The organism is Halomonas sp. GFAJ-1 (assembly GCA_002966495.1).
Classification (GTDB): Bacteria; Pseudomonadota; Gammaproteobacteria; order Pseudomonadales; family Halomonadaceae; genus Vreelandella.
Genome location: CP016490.1, coordinates 2,281,308 through 2,303,401, shown reverse-complemented (window position 1 = coordinate 2,303,401; position 22,094 = coordinate 2,281,308). Strand labels below are relative to the sequence as shown.

19 protein-coding genes are annotated in these 22,094 nt (G+C 55.5%); 6 read left to right on the top strand and 13 right to left on the bottom strand.

What is annotated here, in order from left to right; genetic code table 11:
• From BB497_10310 to BB497_10290, 5 genes are read right to left on the bottom strand one after another with little or no spacing between them, the layout of a single operon-like run.
• Positions 1-939, bottom strand: coding sequence for a tRNA (adenosine(37)-N6)-dimethylallyltransferase MiaA (locus BB497_10310; GenBank protein ID AVI64334.1), 939 nt, complete (start codon positions 937-939; stop codon positions 1-3).
• Positions 940-976: 37 nt separating this feature from the next.
• Positions 977-2,893 carry a DNA mismatch repair protein MutL gene (locus tag BB497_10305; GenBank protein ID AVI63052.1) on the bottom strand — a complete coding sequence of 639 codons (1,917 nt, stop codon included), beginning with the start codon at positions 2,891-2,893 and terminating at the stop codon, positions 977-979.
• Positions 2,894-2,939: 46 nt separating this feature from the next.
• Entirely contained in the window at positions 2,940-4,418 is a 1,479-nt protein-coding gene (locus tag BB497_10300) for an N-acetylmuramoyl-L-alanine amidase (GenBank protein AVI63051.1), read from the bottom strand.
• A complete protein-coding gene (locus tag BB497_10295) occupies positions 4,409-4,906 on the bottom strand; it encodes a tRNA (N6-adenosine(37)-N6)-threonylcarbamoyltransferase complex ATPase TsaE (protein AVI63050.1) in 498 nt (165 codons plus the stop codon). The genes BB497_10300 and BB497_10295 overlap by 10 nt, the downstream gene beginning before the upstream one ends.
• 11 nt (positions 4,907-4,917) lie before the next feature.
• Positions 4,918-6,411 carry a bifunctional ADP-dependent (S)-NAD(P)H-hydrate dehydratase/NAD(P)H-hydrate epimerase gene (locus BB497_10290; GenBank protein AVI63049.1) on the bottom strand — a complete coding sequence of 498 codons (1,494 nt, stop codon included), beginning with the start codon at positions 6,409-6,411 and terminating at the stop codon, positions 4,918-4,920.
• A gap of 140 nt (positions 6,412-6,551) precedes the next feature.
• On the opposite strand from BB497_10290, the gene BB497_10285 reads away from it, so the two are divergent.
• Positions 6,552-7,664: a tRNA epoxyqueuosine(34) reductase QueG gene (locus BB497_10285; protein ID AVI63048.1), complete on the top strand. Its 1,113-nt coding sequence runs from the start codon at positions 6,552-6,554 to the stop codon at positions 7,662-7,664.
• A 5-nt stretch (positions 7,665-7,669) separates the two neighbouring features.
• Here BB497_10285 and BB497_10280 read toward each other — a convergent pair whose 3' ends face one another.
• Positions 7,670-8,263: an oligoribonuclease gene (locus tag BB497_10280; protein ID AVI63047.1), complete on the bottom strand. Its 594-nt coding sequence runs from the start codon at positions 8,261-8,263 to the stop codon at positions 7,670-7,672.
• 146 nt (positions 8,264-8,409) lie between these two features.
• On the opposite strand from BB497_10280, the gene BB497_10275 reads away from it, so the two are divergent.
• The 3 genes from BB497_10275 to BB497_10265 all read left to right on the top strand — a co-directional run bounded on the left by BB497_10275 (position 8,410) and on the right by BB497_10265 (position 11,180).
• Positions 8,410-9,429 (top strand): ribosome biogenesis GTPase RsgA, encoded by a 1,020-nt coding sequence (locus tag BB497_10275; protein AVI63046.1) that lies wholly within the window; start codon positions 8,410-8,412, stop codon positions 9,427-9,429.
• A 64-nt stretch (positions 9,430-9,493) separates the two neighbouring features.
• On the top strand, positions 9,494-10,336 hold the full coding sequence (locus BB497_10270; protein ID AVI63045.1) for a thiosulfate sulfurtransferase: 843 nt from the start codon (positions 9,494-9,496) through the stop codon (positions 10,334-10,336).
• Positions 10,337-10,346: 10 nt separating this feature from the next.
• A complete protein-coding gene (locus BB497_10265; GenBank protein ID AVI63044.1) occupies positions 10,347-11,180 on the top strand; it encodes a phosphatidylserine decarboxylase in 834 nt (277 codons plus the stop codon).
• 3 nt (positions 11,181-11,183) lie between these two features.
• Here BB497_10265 and BB497_10260 read toward each other — a convergent pair whose 3' ends face one another.
• Positions 11,184-12,164 carry an EF-P lysine aminoacylase GenX gene (locus tag BB497_10260; GenBank protein ID AVI63043.1) on the bottom strand — a complete coding sequence of 327 codons (981 nt, stop codon included), beginning with the start codon at positions 12,162-12,164 and terminating at the stop codon, positions 11,184-11,186.
• 101 nt (positions 12,165-12,265) lie between these two features.
• The gene (locus BB497_10255; GenBank protein ID AVI63042.1) at positions 12,266-12,832 is read right to left on the bottom strand and encodes an elongation factor P; all 567 of its coding nucleotides are present in this window, start codon (positions 12,830-12,832) and stop codon (positions 12,266-12,268) included.
• A 151-nt stretch (positions 12,833-12,983) separates the two neighbouring features.
• Between BB497_10255 and BB497_10250 the strand changes: the two genes are divergently transcribed.
• Positions 12,984-14,006: an EF-P beta-lysylation protein EpmB gene (locus BB497_10250; GenBank protein AVI63041.1), complete on the top strand. Its 1,023-nt coding sequence runs from the start codon at positions 12,984-12,986 to the stop codon at positions 14,004-14,006.
• Between the two features lie 134 nt (positions 14,007-14,140).
• Here the strand turns inward: BB497_10250 and BB497_10245 are convergent, their stop codons facing one another.
• Genes BB497_10245 through BB497_10235 form a run of 3 tightly spaced genes read right to left on the bottom strand, consistent with a single transcriptional unit; the run spans position 14,141 to position 17,866 of the window.
• On the bottom strand, positions 14,141-15,262 hold the full coding sequence (locus tag BB497_10245; GenBank protein AVI63040.1) for a hypothetical protein: 1,122 nt from the start codon (positions 15,260-15,262) through the stop codon (positions 14,141-14,143).
• A gap of 35 nt (positions 15,263-15,297) precedes the next feature.
• On the bottom strand, positions 15,298-17,004 hold the full coding sequence (locus tag BB497_10240) for a 2-isopropylmalate synthase (GenBank protein ID AVI63039.1): 1,707 nt from the start codon (positions 17,002-17,004) through the stop codon (positions 15,298-15,300).
• Between the two features lie 16 nt (positions 17,005-17,020).
• Positions 17,021-17,866 carry a cation transporter gene (locus BB497_10235; protein AVI63038.1) on the bottom strand — a complete coding sequence of 282 codons (846 nt, stop codon included), beginning with the start codon at positions 17,864-17,866 and terminating at the stop codon, positions 17,021-17,023.
• Positions 17,867-18,113: 247 nt separating this feature from the next.
• Between BB497_10235 and BB497_10230 the strand changes: the two genes are divergently transcribed.
• Complete coding sequence (locus BB497_10230; GenBank protein AVI63037.1) at positions 18,114-18,854, top strand: hypothetical protein; 741 nt, start codon at positions 18,114-18,116, stop codon at positions 18,852-18,854.
• Here the strand turns inward: BB497_10230 and BB497_10225 are convergent.
• Both BB497_10225 and BB497_10220 read right to left on the bottom strand, forming a co-directional pair.
• Positions 18,843-19,769 (bottom strand): phosphoserine phosphatase SerB, encoded by a 927-nt coding sequence (locus BB497_10225; GenBank protein AVI63036.1) that lies wholly within the window; start codon positions 19,767-19,769, stop codon positions 18,843-18,845. The two genes, BB497_10230 and BB497_10225, sit on opposite strands and share 12 nt — an antisense overlap.
• A 3-nt stretch (positions 19,770-19,772) precedes the next feature.
• Positions 19,773-22,019: a DNA topoisomerase IV subunit A gene (locus BB497_10220; GenBank protein AVI63035.1), complete on the bottom strand. Its 2,247-nt coding sequence runs from the start codon at positions 22,017-22,019 to the stop codon at positions 19,773-19,775.
• Positions 22,020-22,094: the final 75 nt, after the last annotated feature.

Below are 22,094 nucleotides of genomic sequence, written 5' to 3'. Positions count from 1 at the left end.
CTAAGGACTGCTTTCACGCACGAATTTCAGCACCTTATCCAAAGCGTCTGGCTGCTGCGAATCTACCCATGTAAGCGATGGCCAACTTCTTAACCACGTTAACTGTCGCTTAGCAAGCTGGCGGGTGGCAATAATTCCGCGCTCTAACAACGCTGCTTGGTCATACTCGCCGTCTAAATATTCCCACACCTGTCGATAGCCAACGCTTTTCATAGCGGGCAAATTAAGATGAAACTCGCTGCGCTTTCTGAGGGCAGCCACCTCATCTATCAAGCCCTCTTCCAGCATTGTTTTAAAACGTCGGGCAATTCTGCTGTGTAAAACAGAGCGATCATTAGGCGCTAAAGCTATCGACAGCACCCGCCAAGGAAAGGTTTCCGGCTCCTGCTCTGCCCATAGCACACTCATTGGCCTTCCGCTGGCGTAGTACACCTCTAACGCACGCATTAAGCGCTGCGGATCATTGGGATGTATGCGCGCAGCCGAAGCGGGATCCACCTTCATAAGCGAGCGGTGCAGCCCTTCAAGCCCCTCTGCTTGGCGTTGAGCCTCTAAGCGCTGACGAATGGAAGCATCGGCGGCAGGTAAATTAGCCACGCCTTCAACCAAGCGTTTGTAGTACAGCATGGTACCGCCTACCAGAAGGGGAACCTTACCTGCCGCGCTAATTTGCCGCATCTCTTGCAGCGCATCTTCACGGAAATCCGCCGCGGAATAGGGCTGAGCGGGGTCACGAATATCAATTAAACGGTGCGGCGCCCGGGCAAGTTCTGCGGCATTAGGTTTCGCACTGCCAATATCCATGCCCCGATACACCATGGCTGAGTCGACGCTGATTATTTCGTGCCCTAATTTTTCATGCAATGCGATGGCGGTATCTGTTTTTCCGGCCGCCGTAGGCCCCATTAAAAAAATAGCCAAGGGGCGTGTATCCGCCATTAGCTCGCTGCCCTCCATTTAAATACCACCCCTTTTTTCATTGACCACGCAGAAACAGCCGATCGAGCGCTTTCATGCTCATTTGCGTCCAGGTCGGGCGGCCATGGTTACACTGGTCACTGCGCTCTGTACGCTCCATATCGCGAAGTAACGCGTTCATTTCATCGACGGTTAACCGCCGGTTGGCACGTACGCTGCCATGGCAAGCCATGGTTGAAAGCAGCTCATGGATGCGTGCTTCCACTTGGTGAGTTCGGCCAAATCGCGAAAGCTCTTCAAGCATTTCACGCACCAGCGCTTCGGGGTCCGCCTGGGCCAGCAGAGCAGGGAGTTGCCGCACTAGCAGGGTTTCAGGCCCGGCTACGTCTAACTCAACGCCTAGCTGGATAATGGCATCGCGCTCGCTCTCTGCGGTGGCCACTTCCGTGCGGCTTGCGGCCAGAGAAACAGGCACTAGCAACGGCTGGGCATCAATCCCCTTGGCTGCCGCCAGCTGATTTTTCATACGCTCATAAACAATTCGTTCATGAGCGGCATGCATATCCACTAACACTAAGCCTTTCGCGTTTTGCGCCAGAATATATACGCCATGCAACTGACCTAGGGCGAAGCCCAACGGGGGCGCCGCGGTGGCATCGTATTCAGGCATGCTTAACGGCGCTTCTCGTACTTCATTGGCCTTTGCGGGATTAACACTTGGGCCACTTGGCTGTGGTGTTAACAGGGTCTCTTCGTGGCCGGGGTGCAGCGCTTGATAGCCTTGCATAAAGCGGCGCACCCGCTCGGCACCGGGGTGGCGCTCAGGGCTATCTGCCAGCGGCATGCCCTGCTGCTGCCAGCGCGGCGCAGAGGGCTGATTTACCGACTCACCCGGCGCTTCATTGGCGACAGCACCACTCTGCTCGGGGTTTTGCGTGCCTTGAGCATGACCCTGCTGCTGATCATCATCCGGCTTAGAAGCAGCCAGGCAGTGATGCAGGCTAGAGTAAAGAAAGTCGTGCACCATGCGGCCATCGCGAAAGCGAACTTCATGCTTGGTAGGGTGCACGTTGACATCCACCACATCTGGATCAAGCTCAAGGTAAAGCACAAATACAGGATGGCGGCCGTTAAACAATACATCACGGTAGGCTTGGCGTACCGCATGCGCCACCAAGCGGTCACGCACCACACGGCCATTCACAAAGAAATACTGCTGATCCGCCTGGGAGCGGGAGTGCGTCGGCAGGCCTACCCAGCCGCTTAATCGCAGCCCCCCCGCTTCGCGCTCGATATAGCGGGCGTGTTCGATAAAGCTTTTGCCCAGCAGCGAGGCAATGCGCCGCTCACGAGCGGCAGGCGTAGCGCCCGGCGGCAGTTGGTGAACCACCTTCTGGTTATGGCGCAGCACCCAGGCAATATCGTAACGGGACAGCGCTTGGCGCCGAAATGCCTCCTCAACGTGGGCAAACTCGGTTTTTTCAGTGCGCAAAAACTTGCGCCGCGCTGGCGTATTAAAAAATAGGTCGCGCACCGCGACACTAGTACCACGAGGATGAGGAGCAGGTGTCACCCGCGCCTCCATACCACGCCCCTCAGCCACGACTCGCCAGCCTTGGCGCGGGTCATCCTCGGCATTCGAGACTAATTCTAGCCGCGATACCGAACTGATTGAGGCCAATGCCTCACCACGAAAGCCCAGCGAGCTAACCCCTTCTAGATCCTCAAGGCTGTTGATTTTGCTTGTAGCGTGACGCGCCAACGCTAACGGCAGGTCTTGCTCGCCAATACCGATACCGTCATCGCGCACCTTGATCAGCCGAGCACCGCCCTGCTCAATCTCCACCTCAATGCGCTGGCTACCCGCATCAATCGCATTCTCAATCAGTTCCTTGGTCACCGATGACGGACGTTCAACAACTTCCCCCGCGGCTATTTGGTTAGCCAAACGGGGGTCAAGCACATGAATACGCATTGGCGTAGCGATCAATTCAGTCAACCGGCACCTCAGAAACTCATCATCATGAACTAGGAATGCGTAGCACTTGGCCAACACGAATCACATCGCCATTTAGGTCGTTGGCCTGCCGGAGCTGGTTAACGGGCACTCCATGGCGAATTGCAATCGCCGATAACGTATCCCCCGACTGGATTCGATACTCATTACTACTGGGTCGGCGATGGTTGTCACGCTGCCAGGCCAGCAGGCTTGCCGGAGGCGGGTTGCGTTCGAAGTGCTCGCGCATGCCCTTAAAGATAGCAGTGGATAGCCCCTGCTGATGCACTGGGTCACGAAGACGTCGCTCTTCATCGGGATTAGAAATAAACCCAACCTCGATCAGCAAAGAAGGAATATCCGGTGATTTAAGCACCATAAAGCCCGCTTGCTCGACTCGCGACTTATGCAAACGATTAACGCGCCCCAGTTGCTCTAGCACCTGCCCCCCAATAGAGAGCGAGTCGTTTAATGTGGCGGTCATGGTGAGGTCAAGCAGCACTCCGCGCAGTACCTGGTCTTTATCGCGCAGGGAAAGATTGCCATCAACACCGCCGATTAAATCTGCACGGTTTTCGCTATCGGCCAACCACTGAGCAGTTTCTGACGATGCACCCCGCTGAGAAAGCGCATACACCGAGCTGCCCTGAGGGCGTGGGCTGGTAAAGGCATCAGCATGAATAGAGACAAAAAAGTCGGCCTTCTGCTCTCGGGCAAGCTGAGTGCGCTGACGAAGCCCAAGATAGTAATCGCCATCGCGAATTAATACCGCTTTAAAGCCAGTGGCACTATTTATCTCTGCCGCTAAGCGCCGAGATATCTCCAGCACGACATCTTTTTCTCGGGTGCCTGCAGGGCCAATTGCGCCTGGGTCTTCACCACCGTGCCCTGGATCAATGGCAATGATAATATCGCGCTGCGGGTGCGCCTGGGCTGGCTGAACTTCCGCTGGACGCTGCTCAGCGGCCGGCGCTGCTTGGCTAACGGGCACCTGCGCATCCGCCTGAACATTAGCGCGCTGGGCCATTATCTCTTGATCGCGGATCATCGCCTCAATAGGGTCAATGGGATTTTCTACCGCACTCTCACCCGGGTACTCAAGGTCGACCACCAAGCGATGGCCGTACTGATCATTAGGGGGAAGCGTAAAATGGCGCGGCGATATTTCACGGTTAAGCTCCAACACAACCCGCAGGCCACCGCCGTCTCGGGTTCCAGTACGGACAGCATCAATAGCGCTGCCGTCCAGTGGCAAGGTGGAGGCGTCGGTGTCCATTCGACTCTCGTCAAGATCGATCACCAGGCGCGCAGGGTTATCCAGCGAGAAAACATTGGCAGTGGCCGCTGCAGAAAGGTCAAACACCAGGCGCGCGTGATCAGGGGCTGACCATAGCCGCATACTTTCAACCGTTGCCGCTTGTAACGATGAAACGCTTGCTGTGAGGGCTAAACACCCAGCTACGAATATGCGAGCCAGGTGCTTTAGCGTGCCGTTCATATCCATTGAGTCACACCATGCTCCTGTTGCATGTTATCTGCTTGCTTGGCAAGGGCTTCCACAACGCTCTCACCGAAGGTACTGCCTGCCGTCAACAGCGCCCGTCGCCCTTGGCCTGCGACGCTAAGCTCAATGCGTAAATCTGCCGCAGGCAACCAACCTTCACCGCGGCTTGGCCACTCGATAAGACAGAGCGCGTCGTCGGCCAGTACATCTCGACCACCAATAAACTCAAGCTCTTCAGGGTCAGAGAGGCGGTATAAATCCAGGTGATAAATACGCTGCTCGACTAGCTCATAAGGCTCAACCAGGGTGTAAGTTGGGCTTTTCACCGCTCCTTGATAGCCGTAAGCCCTCAACACCCCCCGTGTTAATGTGGTTTTTCCAGCGCCTAAGTCGCCCTCTAAATAAACACGCCCGTGGCCTTTTAGCGCCAGCCCCAACGCCTCTCCGAAGGCAACGTGGGTCACTTCATCTCTCAATTGCACTTGCATGTTGGACGCCTTCACGGGTTGATTAACGCTCGTGCATAGGATGCCAGATCACTCGCTAGTAGGCCACGCTCCCCCTCTGCTTTTGCAGCTTCGTCTCCTGCCAATGCATGGGTCATTACTCCCAACCACGCAGCTTGCTCACGACTACTGCACTGGGCCACCAATGTGCCTAGCATGCCACTCAGCACATCGCCCATGCCACCGCTGGCCATGCCGGGATTGCCGTAAGGACAAACGACTAGGCCCGTTGGCCCAGCCACTAAGCTACCCGCGCCTTTTAATATAACAACGCCACCCCGTGCGCGTTGAAGTGCCTGCGCTGCAGCGGGCCGGTCTGACTGAACGTCTGCCACCGTGCAACCCAGCAGCCGCGCGGCTTCGCCAGGGTGAGGGGTTAAGATCCAGTCATCGCGGCGCAGATCCGGCCAATGACTAGCCAGCAGATTAAGTGCGTCGGCATCAACAACAAGCGGTGCCTGTGACTGGAGAGCGCATTGTAGCACTGCCTGACCCCACGCCCCCTGCCCTAACCCTGGGCCTACCACCACAACATCGGCCTGTGCAGGCAGTTCACTGGCCTCCGCGGCGCCGCGGACAGCATGAGCCATTACTTCCGGGCAACGCACTAAGCTCGCCGTTATATGGTCAGGAGAGGTTGCTAAACTGATCTTACCAGCGCCTAAACGCGCCGCCGCATGGGCAGCAAGCAAGGCCGCTCCTCCAAATCCCGGAGCGCCCCCCATCACCAGCACATGCCCCAAGCTACCCTTATGGCTGGTTCGAGAACGCGGCGTAAACGTTTCCTGCAGCAGCGAGTCGTCTAACCGCCAAGCAGTCGGCGGAATGTCAAAAAACACCTGGGCTTTCACCCCTAACGGGCGGAAGTCAATCTCGCCGGTATAGGCAGGCGCATCGCCAGTGTGTAAGCCGATTTTATCGCCAATAAACGTAACCGTGCAGGAAGCCTCAACCGCCAGCCCCAGCACGGCCCCGCTATCGGCAGCGATACCCGATGGAATATCTAACGCCAGCACCGGTTGATGGGCAGCATTGATCGCCACGATAGCGCGGCGCGTGTCACCTTCCACATCTCCTGCGAGCCCAGTACCAAGAAGCGCATCAACAATGACTTCGCCTACCAGCGCGGTAGCCGCCTGCCACTCCTCGCAGCCCACGCCTGCAGCAGTCGCGAGCTCTGCCGCCCGGGCGGCATCCTCTTTTAATTCGTGCAGAGGCTTAAGAGTGATGCGCTGCACCTTTAACCCCGCCTGCATCGCCAGGGCCGCTAGCACGTGGCCATCACCACCATTATTACCACTGCCACACAGTACCGTTACGCTGCGCGCCTGGGGCCAGCGAGAACGAAAACTGTGCCATGCACTAGAGGCAGCCCGCTGCATCAGGGCAAAGCTTTCAATCCCCCCTGCAATCGTCCGGCGATCGAGCTCACGCACTTGAGCCGCTTTATAAAGGGGGCGAAGCGAAGAAGTACTTAACGTGGGCACGATCTCTCCTTGAATCTGGTAATGGGGCTAGCCGATAAACGGCAATATCACAGTGTTACGGCGTAGATGTTTCGTCGACATTTTGCGATGGCAACTAATGCGGTAGCATAGCGCGCTTAAAGCGCCAACGTTGACTTACCATGCCAAGCTCCACCACCTTTACATTATCTAGTAATGAGCTGCTGCGTCTTGCCAACCTAATCAAAACCTGGGGACGAGAACTCGGCTTTCAGCAGGTAGGCATTACCGATACCCAGCTTGCCGCCCACGAGGCCCACCTTAATAGCTGGCTTGAGCAGGGCTATCACGGCGAAATGGGCTTTATGCAAAAGCATGGCACGAAACGCACGCGCCCAGAAGAGTTAGAGCCAGGCACCCGCCGCGTGGTCAGCGTACGTATGGATTACCTGCCTGCCGAGGTTGAAAGCGCCAAGGTGCTTGGCCAACCTCAGCGAGCCTATGTCTCCCGCTACGCCCTTGGCCGCGATTATCACAAATTAATGCGTAAACGCTTAGCCCAATTGGCAAAAAAAATCGAGCAGGAAGTCGGCGACTTCGGCTACCGGGCGTTTGTGGACTCAGCGCCAGTCATGGAGCGTGCATTAGCACAAAAGGCCGGACTGGGCTGGTTTGGCAAAAATGCCATGCTGCTCAACCCGAAAGCGGGCTCGCTATTTTTTTTAGGTGAGCTCTACACCGATCTGCCGCTACCGGTAGACGCACCGTTTGAACAGGAGCACTGCGGGAGCTGCAGTGCTTGCCGCACGGCTTGCCCAACGGGCGCCATCGTTGACGATAAAGTGGTCGACTCGCGCAAGTGTATTTCCTACCTCACTATCGAGCTACACGGCGCGATCCCACTTGAATTTCGCCGCGCCATGGGTAACCGCGTTTACGGCTGCGACGACTGCCAGCTGGTTTGCCCTTTTACTCGCTTTACCCGCATTACCCAGGAGGCTGACTTTGCGCCGCGCCATGACCTGGATCGTGCCGATCTTTGCAGCCTCTTCGCCTGGGGCGAAGAGGAGTTTTTAGACAAAACGGCGGGCAGCCCCATACGGCGCATTGGATATGAGCGCTGGCTACGCAATATCGCCGTTGGCCTGGGCAACGCGCCCTGGAGCGAGGCCGTGGAAGCCGCCCTATGGGCGCGTAGGGCCTATCCAAGCGAACTCGTGCGTGAGCACGTCACCTGGGCTCTTGAAGAGCAGCACCTCAAGCGCAATGCGCGCATTACCAGTGACGCTTATTAACCGCCTTACTCTTCTTCATCATTTCCAGAGTCAACGCGTAAAAATGTACTCCGGTAGTGGGCCAGTTCAGCAATCGACTCTTTAATATCATCCATGGCTAAATGCACGTTTTGCTTTTTAAAGCCTACCAAAGCACCAGGACTCCAGCGTTTTGCTAACTCTTTTAGCGTCGAAACATCCAGGTTGCGGTAGTGAAAGAAATCGAGCAGCGCAGGCATTTCGCGTTCTAGAAAACGACGGTCCTGGTGAATACTGTTACCACACATGGGCGACGACCCCGCCACCGCGTATTGCTGCAAAAACGCTAGGGTTTGCTGCTCGGCTTCGGCTGTTTCCACCTGACTTGCTTTGACACGGGCGACTAAGCCAGACTCGCCGTGAGTTTTCTGGTTCCAGTCATCCATTTGTGCCAGCAGGCTATCAGGCTGTTTCACCGCAATCACCGGCCCTTCCGCCACCACGTTTAAATCCGCGTCGGTAATGAGCGTCGCCACCTCGATGATGCGCTCTTTGTTAGGGTCCAGGCCGGTCATTTCCAAATCAATCCACACCAATAAGTCATCACGGGGTGTGACACTGTCAGCAAGTTGCTTGCTCATTACGTTCATTCCTTGGCCGGTATCGCCACTCGATAAGGCGATTTGAGTAAAAGTGTCGCTTATATTGTCGTCACCAGCACCCTATACAGGACAGTCGAGTGCCCAGGTGGGTACAATGCCCCTATTGTACCGAGCATCGGGTGGTCATGAGCAAACGTAAATTAAGTCGCCAGCAGCAGTGGCGCGTCGATAAAGTCCAGGCGGAACGTGCCCAGCGTGCAGAAAAGCGCGATGTAAAGGACGCAGAGAAACTTGCCGCTGGCGAATACGGTGCCGAACAGCCGGGCCGGGTAATGGCACACTTTGGCCGCACGCTAGAAGTGCGCGATGCCGACGGCATGCCCATTCGCTGTCATCTGCGCGCCAATTTAGATGGTTTAGTGACCGGTGACCGAGTGATTTGGCGGGCAGGCCAGGATGGCTCCGGCGTGGTGGTAGCACGAGAAGAGCGCGACAGTGTGCTTAAACGCCCTGACCCCCGCGGCCAGCTTAAACCCGTGGCGGCTAATATCGACCAGCTGCTGATTGTATTTGCCGTTGAGCCAGCCCCCCATCCCAATCTAATTGATCGCTACTTGGTCGCCGCCGAGGCGACGGGTATTGCGCCAGTGTTAGTGCTTAACAAAACCGACCTGCTGCCTGAAGATGGCGGTGAGCTAGGTAAGCTGTTGGAGCGCTATCGCAACCTAGGCTACCCGGTAGTGCGAACCACTATTGCCAACGATGCCGGCCTTGAAGCGCTGCGCCAGCAGCTGGAAGGGCGCACGTCGGTATTTGTTGGGCAAAGCGGTGTTGGCAAGTCATCGCTTATCGACCTCCTGCTTCCCGATGAAACCCTGCGCATCGGCGCGCTGTCGGAAGACTCGCGTAAAGGCACGCACACCACCACCACGGCCAGGCTCTATGCCATGCGCAGTGATGAGGTGAGCGACGGTGAGCTAATCGACTCCCCTGGGATTCGTGAATTTGGATTGATTCATCTTAACGAGCAGGAGGTCACCGACGGGTTTATTGAATTTCATCCGTATATTGGCCACTGCCGCTTCCGTGATTGCCGCCACCGAAATGAGCCGGGTTGCGCTTTACTTGAAGCCGTTGAGGCAGGCAAGATTCATCCAGAACGCTTTGCTAGCTACCGACGTATTCTCGATAGTCTGAACGCTTAACGCTAACGCTTAGCGCTATCGCCTTAAATTTTAATGCCTTACGTTCAAGGACAGGGAGCCGTACATGAGCACCGTCAGTCACTCATCGGAAACCAATGTACTGCCGTTAATTGTTGAGCCAGAGCAACTGCATGAGCATCTGGGCGACGAACAACTATTGATCATCGACGTACCAGCGAACGGCGATAGCTATCGCCAGGGCCACGTGCCCGGCGCTATTTACCTAGATTTTCGCTATCTGATGCGCGGCGAAGGGCCAGTACCCAACGATGTGCCCAGCACTGAGTTTCTTTCGCAGTTATTTAGCGCGCTGGGGCTCACCCGTGATACCCACGTGGTCGCTTACGATGATGAAGGCGGTGGCTGGGCGGCACGTTTGCTGTGGACGCTAGAGCTGATTGGCCACACCCGCTACTCCTATTTAAATGGCGGCATTCACGCTTGGCGAGACTCCGGTTTAAAAGAAAGCACTGAGTCAGCCGCTCCCACGCCAAGCAGCTACCACGCCGAGATACTTAATCCGCACGCGCTGATCACCTGTGATGAAATCAAACAGAAGCTGGATGATAAACAGTTCGCGGTGTGGGATGCTCGCTCCAAAGCGGAGTACGACGGCGAGAAAGGTAATAACAAGCACCTTGGTCATATCCCGGGCGCGGTAAATATGGACTGGGTTAACGCCATGGACCACAACCGCGCGCTGCGTATTCGCGATTACGCCGAGCTAATCACCGAGCTACAAGCCATGGGGCTGACACCCGATATGGAAGTTGCTACCCACTGCCAGAGCCACCACCGCAGTAGCTTTACGTGGCTGGTGGGTAAGGCGCTAGGCTTCAACATTCGTGGCTACGCGGGTTCCTGGGGTGAATGGGGCAACCGCGACGATACACCGATTGAGAAGTGAAGATAATACTGTGACATTTTCCCAAAAAGCCTTTTCGCTACTCCAATACCCATTGCCCCACCACGCGCTTTCGCGCCTGACCGGCAGGTTCGCCCAGTGCGATAATCCCTGGGTAAAAGACCCCCTGATTAAGGCGTTTATCAAACGCTTTAAAGTGGACATGAGCCAAGCGCTGGAGCCAGACCCGACAGCCTACGCTACCTTTAACGACTTTTTTACCCGCGCCTTAAAGGCAGATGCCCGCCCACTGGGCGAAGGCCTGCTAAGCCCAGCCGATGGCACGCTTTCCCAGTACGGCCACTTAACCGCAGGCCAGCTGGTTCAGGCTAAAGGGCACACCTTCTCTGCACAAACCCTGCTAGGCGGCGACAGCGCGCTGGCGGAGGAGTTTATGGGCGGGAGCTTCGCCACCGTTTATCTCTCACCTAGCGACTACCACCGGGTGCATATGCCGGTTACCGGGACGTTGAGGGAGATGATCTACGTGCCGGGGAGGCTTTTTTCAGTGAATCAAGCAACGGCCAACTACGTGCCAGGCTTGTTTGCCCGTAACGAACGTTTGGTATGTATTTTTGATACCGAAAATGGCCCCATGGCCATGGTGCTGGTTGGCGCGATGATTGTCGCCGCGATTGAAACCGTTTGGTCGGGCCAAGTAACACCACTTTCTGGTCACCCCCAGCGCATGCAGTTTGGGCAGCCTATTGTGCTGGAAAGAGGTGCTGAAATGGGCCGCTTCAAGCTCGGCTCTACCGTGGTTATGTGCTTTGCCAAACCCATCAACTTTGACAACAACCCGCTCGGCACCAAAGTAGAAATGGGGCAACGCCTGGGTTCACCTTAATGGCTAACAGTTAGGCGTTGAAAATGCGAGCACGTCTTCCAGGCGTGCTTTGCCCATTGCCAGCTGAATCAAACGGTCAATCCCCAGCGCCACACCCGCGCTTTCTGGCATACCACGCTCAAGTGCGGCCAGCAGTCGCTCATCCACATCTACTTCTGGCAGGCCCAATTTACGCCGTTCCGCGTTATCTTCGTCAAATCGCTGGCGCTGCTCTTCAGCATCAATCAGCTCATCATAGCCATTTGCCAGCTCAACACCGTTTAGGTAAAGCTCAAAACGGGAGGCGACCCACTCGCCGTCGGCATCCTGATGTCGGCGTGCCAGCGCCGCTTGGCTAGCCGGGTAATCAAGCACAACACTTAGCTCCTGTTGACCTAGCTGCGGCTCAATCACCATGCTCATCAACAGATCCAGGCAGGTATCACGCCCCTCTTTTACTAGCGTTTGAGCAGACATATGACCACGCTCTGCAGCCAAGGTACGCAAGGTCTCTAGCGAGGTAGTAAATGGATCCACTGCTAAGTACGTATGAAACAGCTCCCGATAGCGATAACGCACCACCGGACCTGTAAAGCTTGGTAGCACATTGGCAACCAGCGTGGTGGTCTCATCAATCAGCTGCGCCAGCGTAAATGCAGGGCGGTACCACTCCAGCATGGTAAATTCGATATTATGCCGCGCCCCCACCTCCCCATTACGGAAGCTCTTGGCGAGCTGAAAGATTGGCCCACTTCCTGCCGCCAAAAGTCGCTTCATATGAAACTCTGGAGAGGTTTGCAGCCACAGCTTGCGCTGGCCCTTATCGGTGCGCGCTAACGTAGAAAGCGACGCTAGGTGCACATCTGTGCTGCCCCCCTGCCCTAAGACCGGCGTCTCCACTTCCAGCACGCCTCTCTGGGCAAAAAAAGCCCGCACAATAGCTATTAAGCGAGCACGCTCGTGCAGTGTTTCAATCGTCGCTGTTGGCTGCCAGTTAGCTCTCATTTAAGTATCCTCAAGCGTAATAAAGCCACGCATGACTCATCGCGTGGCTTTATAAAACAGATGCTTCCCGGCTAACTGACCGCCGTGCCTTAAAGCGGTGTTTATGCTCGAGACACGTAGTCACCAGAACGCGTATCAATCTTTAATACTTCACCCTGGTTGATAAACAGAGGGACACGAACCACAGCACCGGATGAAAGCGTCGCAGGCTTAGAACCGCCTTGTGCTGTATCACCTTTCAAACCAGGATCAGTCTCAACGACTTCTAGTTCAATGAAGTTAGGCGGCGTAACGGAAATCGCTTTGTCATTCCACAGCGTAATCGTGTAGGGCACCTGCTCTTTCAGCCACTTGATGGTATCGCCTAGCGCTTTTTTCTCTACTGCATACTGCTCAAACGAGCCATCAGTCTTCATGAAGTGCCACATATCTCCATCGTTGTAGAGATACTCCATCTCCAAATCCATGACGTCAGCGCCTTCCAGCGAATCACCAGATTTGAACGTCTTCTCACCCACACGGCCTGTCATCAGGTTACGCAGCTTAACGCGGTTAAACGCCTGGCCCTTGCCCGGCTTGACCAGTTCGTTTTCGACGATTGAGCAAGGATCGCCGTCGAGCATTACTTTCAGACCGGCCTTGAATTCGTTGGTAGAATAGTTCGCCATAAATGTCTCTCAATTATCCATTTCAGTTATTTGTTTCAACAGGTGGTGCGCGAAGCCACACTATGCCGCCGTCAGCTTGCTTATGTGCCAGCAGCGTTGCAAATGGCGTCGTTAAATAAGTGCGCGCATGATAACCCGAAGGAGGGCTTTTTTGCAGGAGAACATCATTATTGCCGCTAAGCAGACGCCTGCCCAGGTATCTCTTTCATGGCAGCAGCAGCTTTCCCAAGCGATCCGCGACCCAAATGCGCTTTGCAAACGCCTTGGTTTGAACAGCCAGTGGTTGCCCGGCGCTTCTGCTGGGCACGCGCTGTTTGATATCTGCGTCCCTGAAGCATACCTGGCACGTATCGAGCCAAATAATCCGGCAGACCCACTACTGCTCCAAGTGCTGCCTGTTAGCGATGAAACCCTAACACCAAAGGGCTACGTATTAGATCCGCTGGAAGAGGCCGAACACCGACCAGCCAAAGGGCTTATTCACAAATACGCTGGCCGTGTGCTGCTTATTGCAAGCCCTAACTGTGCTATCAACTGCCGCTACTGCTTCAGGCGTCACTTTCCTTATAGCGACAACGCGCCTTCACGCGCCCAGTGGCAGGAGGCCCTCGACTATATCCGCAACGACGCCTCCATTCACGAGGCGATTCTCTCTGGCGGCGATCCGCTGGCCGCCAGCGATCGTCAACTGGCGTGGCTAGTGGCACAACTCGAAAGCATCCCACACCTAAAACGGCTGCGCATCCATACACGCTTACCGGTGGTTATACCCGACCGTGTGGATGATGCCCTGCTTAGCTGGCTCGCGGCGACTCGCTTACAAAAAGTGGTAGTACTGCATATTAACCACGCCAATGAAATTGACCAACCTGTGGTCGATGCTTGCGCCCGCCTAAAACACGCAGGCGTGACACTGCTTAACCAAAGCGTGCTGCTCAAAGGCGTTAACGACAACGTGCCAACCCTGGCAACTCTCTCCGAGCGGCTGTTTGAAGCTGGGGTACTGCCCTACTATTTGCATGTGTTTGATCCCGTGCAAGGCGCAGCCCACTTTGATGTTCCCGACGAAGACGCACAAGCATTGGTAAAGCAGCTGCTCGACCACTTACCCGGCTTCTTAATGCCCCGGCTGGTGAGAGAGATACCTGGCAAGGCCAGCAAAACACCGCTATGAATATTGGCTATAGCTCGCATGCGCGTGTTTTAGCTTCATGTATATTGATAGCTTCCATATTCCCTCCCAAGGGTGCGGCTTGGTTAGCTAAGCTTTGTCTAGTCAAGATAAGACTTTTTCAACTGTGCTCCTACTCAACCTCGCTCCGCTGCCTGGCTTTGAGTGCGCTTGGCCAACGAGGAGCGGCTAGCCGCCTTAAAACATAACCGCATGAGTGGCAATAACAGCCACAGTAACGGCGTGAGCAGCCAGCGATAGAAAAAGCGCGTAATGATCAGTACCGGCAATAAGACGATCAGCCAGATGAGAAACTGGCCCAGCCATACCGGCCAGCCTAGCCATTTTGATAGATTAGCCCCTAGTGCGCTCACCAAGCTTGGGTGGCGAACGACTATATAGGCCGTGGTCGCCACCGCTGCCACCTTGGCCATGCGCGGCAGCGTGGCGAACCGCCCTCCAGAGGCGACAATGCCTTGCCGCAGCCCTGCACGTGCCCCCTGGGCTTCAACACTTCCTACCCGTGCGGCGTGGGCAGTTCGACCCGCCTTTAACACTTTGATCGTGCTGGCCATGACTAATATGTCAACGCCGGCCCAGCCAAGGTCACTTGCGCCTATTGTCTCACCGCGCCGCCACTGGCTCTCCAGGTCGCGTAGTCCACTGGTAAAGAAATCTCCCACGCCCGACACCACCCGTTCGCCTTGCAGCCACTCCACGTTACCCTCGTCACCTACCACAAACTGATTTAGCAGCGCATGGCCATTGGCATCCAACAGCGCAATCCCCATCTGGCCGCGGCGGTAAGGCGTGAACTCAGCGCCCTCCTCTTCTTCTGCATCGCTCCACCAGCGGCGCACCTGCTGATAGCGCTCGCCGACCCAGTGCTGGGCGCGCAGGGTGGCGATATCGTGATCACGGAAGTAGCTGATGGGCAGTACTGCATCCGCGCCATAGCGCACGAGTACATCCTGAAACTGAGGAGAAAGCCCGTAGTCGATTAGGGCACTTCGCGCTATATCGCCGTGGCGCATAAGCGCCAGCGAAGCACTCATCCACAGCGCCTGGTCGGCGGTATAACTGAGAAACAGCGCATTGATCTCTGGCGACTCTTGTTCAAGGGTGGGCGCTAGCGCTGGAAGTGCGCGCTGCACTTCCAAGCGCACCAGACGAGAATCAAAAAGCTCATGAGAAGCGACAGCCGATAGCAGCCCTGCGATCAAAATCGCGGTTAACACGATGAGCTGCCATGGCCGCATTATTAGCCACCCCACTTAATTGGCAATCGCTTTGATCAACCCAGCGTTTCTGCCGTCACGTTCGCTGCCACCGGTTGGGTCGAGTGGTGACGGTTAATAGCGCTAAGGACGCCTTTCATGGAAGCGCTGGTGATGCTCTCATCTGTGCCCACACCGAACACCGCTTTGCCGTCGATACGGACTTCTACATAGGCAATGGCTTCAGCGTCAGCACCTTGGCCGCGGGAGTGCTCGTGGTAGTCGATAATCTCTACATCCTGCCCATTGGCCATCAGTGCTTTTATAAAGGCCGCGAGCGGGCCATTACCCTGCCCAGTTAACCGCTGTCGTTCACCCTCTTTCTCGACGACAGCCTCTAACATCACCTTGGGGCTATCAGGTTCAGAAGAGAGACGATGGCTCACTAGTCCAAAGGGCGTGCGCTGCTCTAAATACTCGTCGGCAAAGGCTTGATAGATCATCTGAGAGGTGATCTCTTTGCCCGTACGCTCCGCTACTTCCTGCACGACCTGACTGAACTCGATAGAGAGACGGCGTGGCAACTCTATTCCGTGCTCTTGCTCCAGCAGATAAGAAACGCCGCCTTTGCCTGATTGACTATTAACGCGAATCACCGCCTCGTAGCTACGGCCCACATCAAGCGGGTCGATAGGCAGGTAAGGCACGTCCCAAATGGCATCAGGATTCGCCCGGCGATCCGCCATGCCTTTTTTGATCGCGTCCTGGTGTGAGCCTGAAAAAGCGGTAAATACCAAATCGCCCACATACGGATGACGCGGATGCACCGGCAGTTGGTTGCAGTACTCCACCTCACGCATGATCGGGGTAATATTGGAGAAATCGAGCTGGGGGTGAACGCCCTGGGTGTACATGTTCATGGCCAAGGTGACGATATCCACGTTACCGGTACGCTCGCCGTTACCAAACAGCGTCCCTTCCACACGGTCAGCGCCCGCCATTAGCGTTAACTCTGCTGCCGCCACACCTGTACCACGATCATTATGGGGGTGAACGCTCACAATCAGTGTGTCACGATTTTTCACATGGCGGCAAAACCATTCAATTTGGTCGGCGTAATTATTCGGCGTGGCCACCTCGACCGTCGCTGGTAGGTTAACAATCATCCGGTTATCAACGCTCGGCGCATAGGTGTCCATCACCGCTTCGACGATCTCTACCGCAAAATCCATCTCAGTGGTGGTAAACAGCTCGGGTGAGTATTGAAACGTCCAGTTCGTCTCAGGATGAGACGCCATCAAGTCACGAATTTGTGCCGTAGCATCCACTGCTATTTGCACACACTCCTTTTTATCAACGTTAAAGACTATCCGGCGAAACATCGGATCAGTCGCATTATAGACGTGAACAATCGCATTTTTGGCGCCCTCTAAAGCTTCAAAAGTGCGCTCAATCAGGTGTGGGCGCGCTTGGGTAAGCACCTGGATCGTCACATCGTCAGGAATCTTATCCTGCTCTATCAGCGAGCGCACAAAATCAAAGTCCGTTTGCGATGCCGAAGGAAAACCCACCTCAATCTGTTTAAAACCGACCTTGAGCAACCTATCAAATAGGCGCTCCTTACGCTCTTGATCCATAGGGTCAATCAGCGATTGGTTGCCGTCACGCAAGTCAACACTGCACCAGATAGGCGCTGTCTCAATACGCTGGTTAGGCCACTGGCGGTCAGGCAGCTCTACGGCCACGAAGGGGCGATATTTTTTTGAAGGCTCAGGCAGCATCATGGCAGGGCTCCTAACGTCAGTCGGTTTTGGGTGTATCGGCACGCTGGGTAAGCGCGGCTTCCATACGATCCAGCTGGCTGCGCAACTCTTTTACATCGGCACGCAATCCTTGCATTTCTGCAGCCTCCCCCTCGCCGCTTTCGAAGTCAATCAGTGCGCTCTCTTTTTGCATAACGTCCAGCACAATACCAATCATCATATTCAGGAAAATAAACGCATTGAGAAAAATGAACGTCAGGAAATAGATCCAGGCGTAGGGGTAGTATTCCATGGTGGGGTAAAGCACCGCGGTTGCCCAGCTCTCAAAGGTAGCTACCTGGAACAGCGTCAGCATAGCGAGGGCAATATTTCCCCACAGCTGCTCATCCACGTCATGGAAGATAAAACTGCCAATGGCGGCGTAGATATAAAAGATAATAAACATCAGCAGCGCAACATAGCCCATGCGCGGAATCGACTTAACCAATGACACCAGCAATAGGCGAAGCTCTGGAATCATCGACACCAAGCGGAGCACCCGGAAGATTCTTAACAGGCGTGCCAGCAGCACCATCTCCGAATCATCCATGGGTATGAGGCTGGCGGTCACAATCAAGAAATCAAAAATATTCCAGCCCTTTTTAAAGAAGCTGATTAAGTTTTTTTCTGCCGCCATACGGATCAGTAGCTCAACCAAAAAGAACACCGTGACCGCGACATCTAAGTACATAAGCCACTGTTCAAACTGACTTGCTTCTTCATAGGTGCGCGCCCCTATCATCAAGGCCGACACGACGATGATGGCAATGACTACTGTTTCAAACAGCTTATTGCTGCGCAGCTTCTCAAAACGGGCTTGCCAAGTAGTAAAGGATTCACTCATGGAGCAGGGGTTCTCTAGGGGTGTAATCGGCACACTTTATACCAAACTATTGGCCGTTCCACAGGTGTTGGTAGGTTTTGATTTCGGCGTAGCCGCTAGTGGTCGATATCACTTTCCGGTAAGCTCCTCCCGATTTAACAGCCTGGTTTGAGGTGGATATATGTGGAGCCTACTTAGGCTACCTGCCCTATCACTAACGATGCTGGTGATAGCGGGTTGTTCAGACCCCAAAATAGACACAAGTTCAATGCCCGCTGCGGTTGTCTCTGTCGATAAAGTGCGCGAATCGCTGCCTGCCTATAAACGCAACGAGTTCGACCAAGCGCTGACCATCATTGCAATGTCGTCGTTTAGCGGGGTCAATATCCTCAACCCCCACCGCATGAACGCCGCTGAAATTGCCGAGTCCGCGAATGCTTACATGCACGGCTTAACGGGCGATGAAATTATTGAGCGCGCCGACAAAATGCTGCGTGAGCGACGGGCAAGAGAGCGCGATCAAGCACTACGAACGCTTAACCGCCTGGAAGAAAAAGAAGCCAACGCCGAACAAGACCGCCAGCAACTTACCCAAGTGAGCATTGATCAGGCCGACTACTACCTCAGCACTAGTCCCTACGGCGCCCCGGAGCCTGTGATTGAACTAGCAGTGGCGAACGCGACTGAGCAGACACTATCCCAGCTGATGCTGCGAGGCGAGCTATCAAGCCCTGAGCACGATACACCGTGGGTCGACGAGACGTTTTTATACGTTATTTCTGGCGGGTTAGCGCCGGGCGAAACCGGCCAATGGAGTCTCGCCCCAAACCGATTTGGCCCCTGGGGCGACCCTCAAATTCCTCGGGACGCAATGTTAACGATTACGCTTGAAGGAGTAAGGGATAGTGAAGGCAACTCCCTCTGGAACTCGCCGCCCCTAACGGAATCCGAAGCGGCGAGGCTAGAAGCACTACGCAAAGACTTTGCGGGTATTCGCTTAGCTGATTAGATCGCTGGCGCGGTAGCCCATGAGATAAAGCACCCCATCAATGCCTAGGGTAGAAATTGCCTGACGCGCCTGGGCACGCACAACGGGCTTGGCACGAAAGGCAATTCCCATGCCTGCTTTGGCTAGCATTTTCAGGTCATTGGCGCCATCGCCCACGGCAATGGTTTGCGCAAGTGAAAAGCCTTCCCGCTGAGCGATCTGCTCTAGTAGCAGGGCTTTTCGCTCGGCGTCGACAATCGGCTCCTGCACTTCGCCGGTTACCTTGCCGTTTACGATCAACAATTCGTTGGCATGAATCTCATCAAAGCCCAGCCTCTCTTGGAGGTGGCGGGCAAAGTAAGTAAAGCCCCCAGATAGAATCGCCGTGCGGTAGCCAAAGTGCTTGAGGTTTTTCATTAAACGCTCGACGCCTTCCATCAGCGGCAGCTCAGCAGCGATCCCGGCTAGTACGGACTCGTCCAGCCCTTCGAGCTTGCTCATACGCTCGCGGAAGCTGGCTTGAAAATCCAGCTCGCCACGCATGGCACGCTCGGTCACCGCAGCCACTTCATCGCCCACGCCGTGGCGGCGCGCTAGCTCATCAATGACTTCGGCCTTAATCAGGGTAGAGTCCATGTCAAAGCAGACTAGCCGTGGTTTAGCCAGATCACGGTGATCCTCTTGGATGACAATATCCACCCCCAGCGACTCACCCAATGATAAGGCGGCTTTGCGCAATGCTTCCGTGTCTATCCGGTCGCCGGAGAGGTGCTGTTCCACGCAGTCATGCGCTTCTCCCGGCAGCGATGCATCTGCCAGTTGCTTGGGAGCCCCTGCCTGCAAACCAAACTGCTCGACTAACTCAGCCACTTGCCGCTGGGCGTCCGCGGTGATCCGCGGCGCTAATACGGTTAAAAGAACATCACCGCGTGTCATCTATTACTCCCCTGCTTCTAAACGGTCTACTTTTTGGAAACCCCGCGGCAGCTTGCTGCCTCGCCTACCCCGCTCACCGCGATAATACGCGAGATCGTCGGCTTTTAGCGTCAGCTTGCGCTTACCCGCATGGATAATCAGCTCTTTATCATCCGCCACAACGGCAATATCGCGTACAAACTCCTCGCGCCGCGCGGCTCGGGGGCCAGGAATATCGAGCATTTTATTACCCTTGCCTTTAGACATCTCGGGCAATTGATCCAGTGGGAACAGCAGCAACCTACCTTCGTTAGAAACGGAGGCAACCCACAGCTCGTTGCCAGCAGGCACTTCTATTGGTGCCATTACGCCGCACCCCTTGGGGAGGCTGAGCACCGCTTTACCGGCTTTATTTTTACCCGTGAGCGTATCAAGCCGTGCCACAAACCCATAGCCACCATCGGTGGCAAGCACAAAGCGCTGCTCGGGCGGTGCGAACATCAGCCCGGCCATTTTCGCCCCAGCCGCCACATTGGCACGGCCTGTCACCGGCTCGCCCTGGCCCCTTGCGCTGGGCAGGTTATGCGCCGACAGCGTATAAGCACGCCCGGTGTCATCCAGCAGCACCAGTGGCTGGTTAGTTTTGCCACGGGCCGCCAGGTGGAAGCTATCCCCTGCTTTGTAGGAGAGCCCCTCGGGGTCGATATCGTGGCCTTTCGCTGCGCGAATCCAGCCTTTGTCCGAGAGCACAACGGTAATCGGGTCGGCACCCATGAGTTCAACTTCAGAGAGTGCCTTGGACTCAGCACGCTCCACTAGCGGTGAACGACGGTCGTCGCCGTGCTCTTTGCCCGCCGCACGAATCTCTTTCTCGATTAACGTAGTGAGTTTGGCTTCGCTGCCCAGTAGGCCCTGTAGATACTTTCGCTCTTTCTCTAACTCATCCTGCTCGCCGCGAATTTTCATCTCTTCGAGCTTGGCAAGGTGACGCAGGCGCAGCTCTAAAATGGCTTCAGCCTGACGCTCGGAGAGACTAAAAGCAGCCATCAGCGAGGCTTTCGGGTCGTCCTCCTCGCGAATAATACGGATCACTTCGTCAAGGTCTAGATAAGCGATCAGCAGACCTTCCAGAATATGCAGCCGATCTTCGACCTTGCCCAGGCGGTGCTCTAACCGGCGACGCACTGTGCTGCGGCGAAACTGTAACCACTCACCCAGCATCTCAGGCAGCGGCATGACCCGTGGGCGGCCATCCAGGCCGATGACGTTCATGTTCACCCGCACGTTCTTTTCTAAATCCGTGGTGGCAAACAGGTGCGCCATTAGCGATTCAACATCAACGCGACTAGAGCGCGGTTCAATCACTAAGCGAGTGGGCTCTTCGTGGGTCGACTCATCGCGCAGATCAGCCACCATGGGCAGCTTTTTAGCCTGCATTTGCGCGGCGATTTGCTCTAACACCTTGGCACCGCTCACTTGATACGGCACCGCCGTGATAACAATGTTGGCGTCTTCACGAATATAGCGCGCACGCAGCTTGACGGAGCCTCGCCCGGATTCGTAGAGCTTTCTTAAGTCCGCAGGCGGGGTGATGATTTCTGCATCCGTTGGGAAATCCGGCGCAGGGACGAACGCCATTAAATCAGCAGTCGTGGCGTTGGGGTTGCGCAGCAGATGGCAGGTCGCTTCGACAACTTCCGTCACGTTATGGGGCGGTATATCCGTCGCCATACCCACCGCGATGCCGGTGCCACCATTCAATAACACATGGGGTAATCGGGCCGGCAACACAACAGGCTCTTGCATGGTGCCGTCGAAGTTAGGCGTCCACTCCACGGTGCCCTGACCAAGTTCGCTGAGGAGTACTTCAGCAAACTTGGAAAGTTTGGCCTCGGTGTAGCGCATGGCGGCAAACGACTTGGGATCATCCGGGCTACCCCAGTTACCCTGGCCATCTACAAGTGGATAGCGGTAGCTAAACGACTGCGCCATCAGCACCATGGCTTCGTAACAAGCGCTGTCGCCGTGGGGGTGAAATTTACCCAGCACGTCACCGACAGTACGCGCCGATTTTTTGTACTTGGCATTGGCGTGCAGCGCTAGCTCGCGCATGGCATAAATAATTCGCCGCTGCACAGGCTTCATGCCATCGCCAATGTTGGGCAGGGCCCGATCTAAAATGACGTACATCGAGTAGTCGAGGTACGCTTTTTCGGTGTAGTCGCGCAGGGAGAGTCGTTCGACATCACCCTCCGCTACTTGAATATCCATGTCGATCATATCCTACCTTGACAACAAAACCGCCCCTTGCGGGGCGGCTGATAAGCGGGCACGTAGCCACTTGAC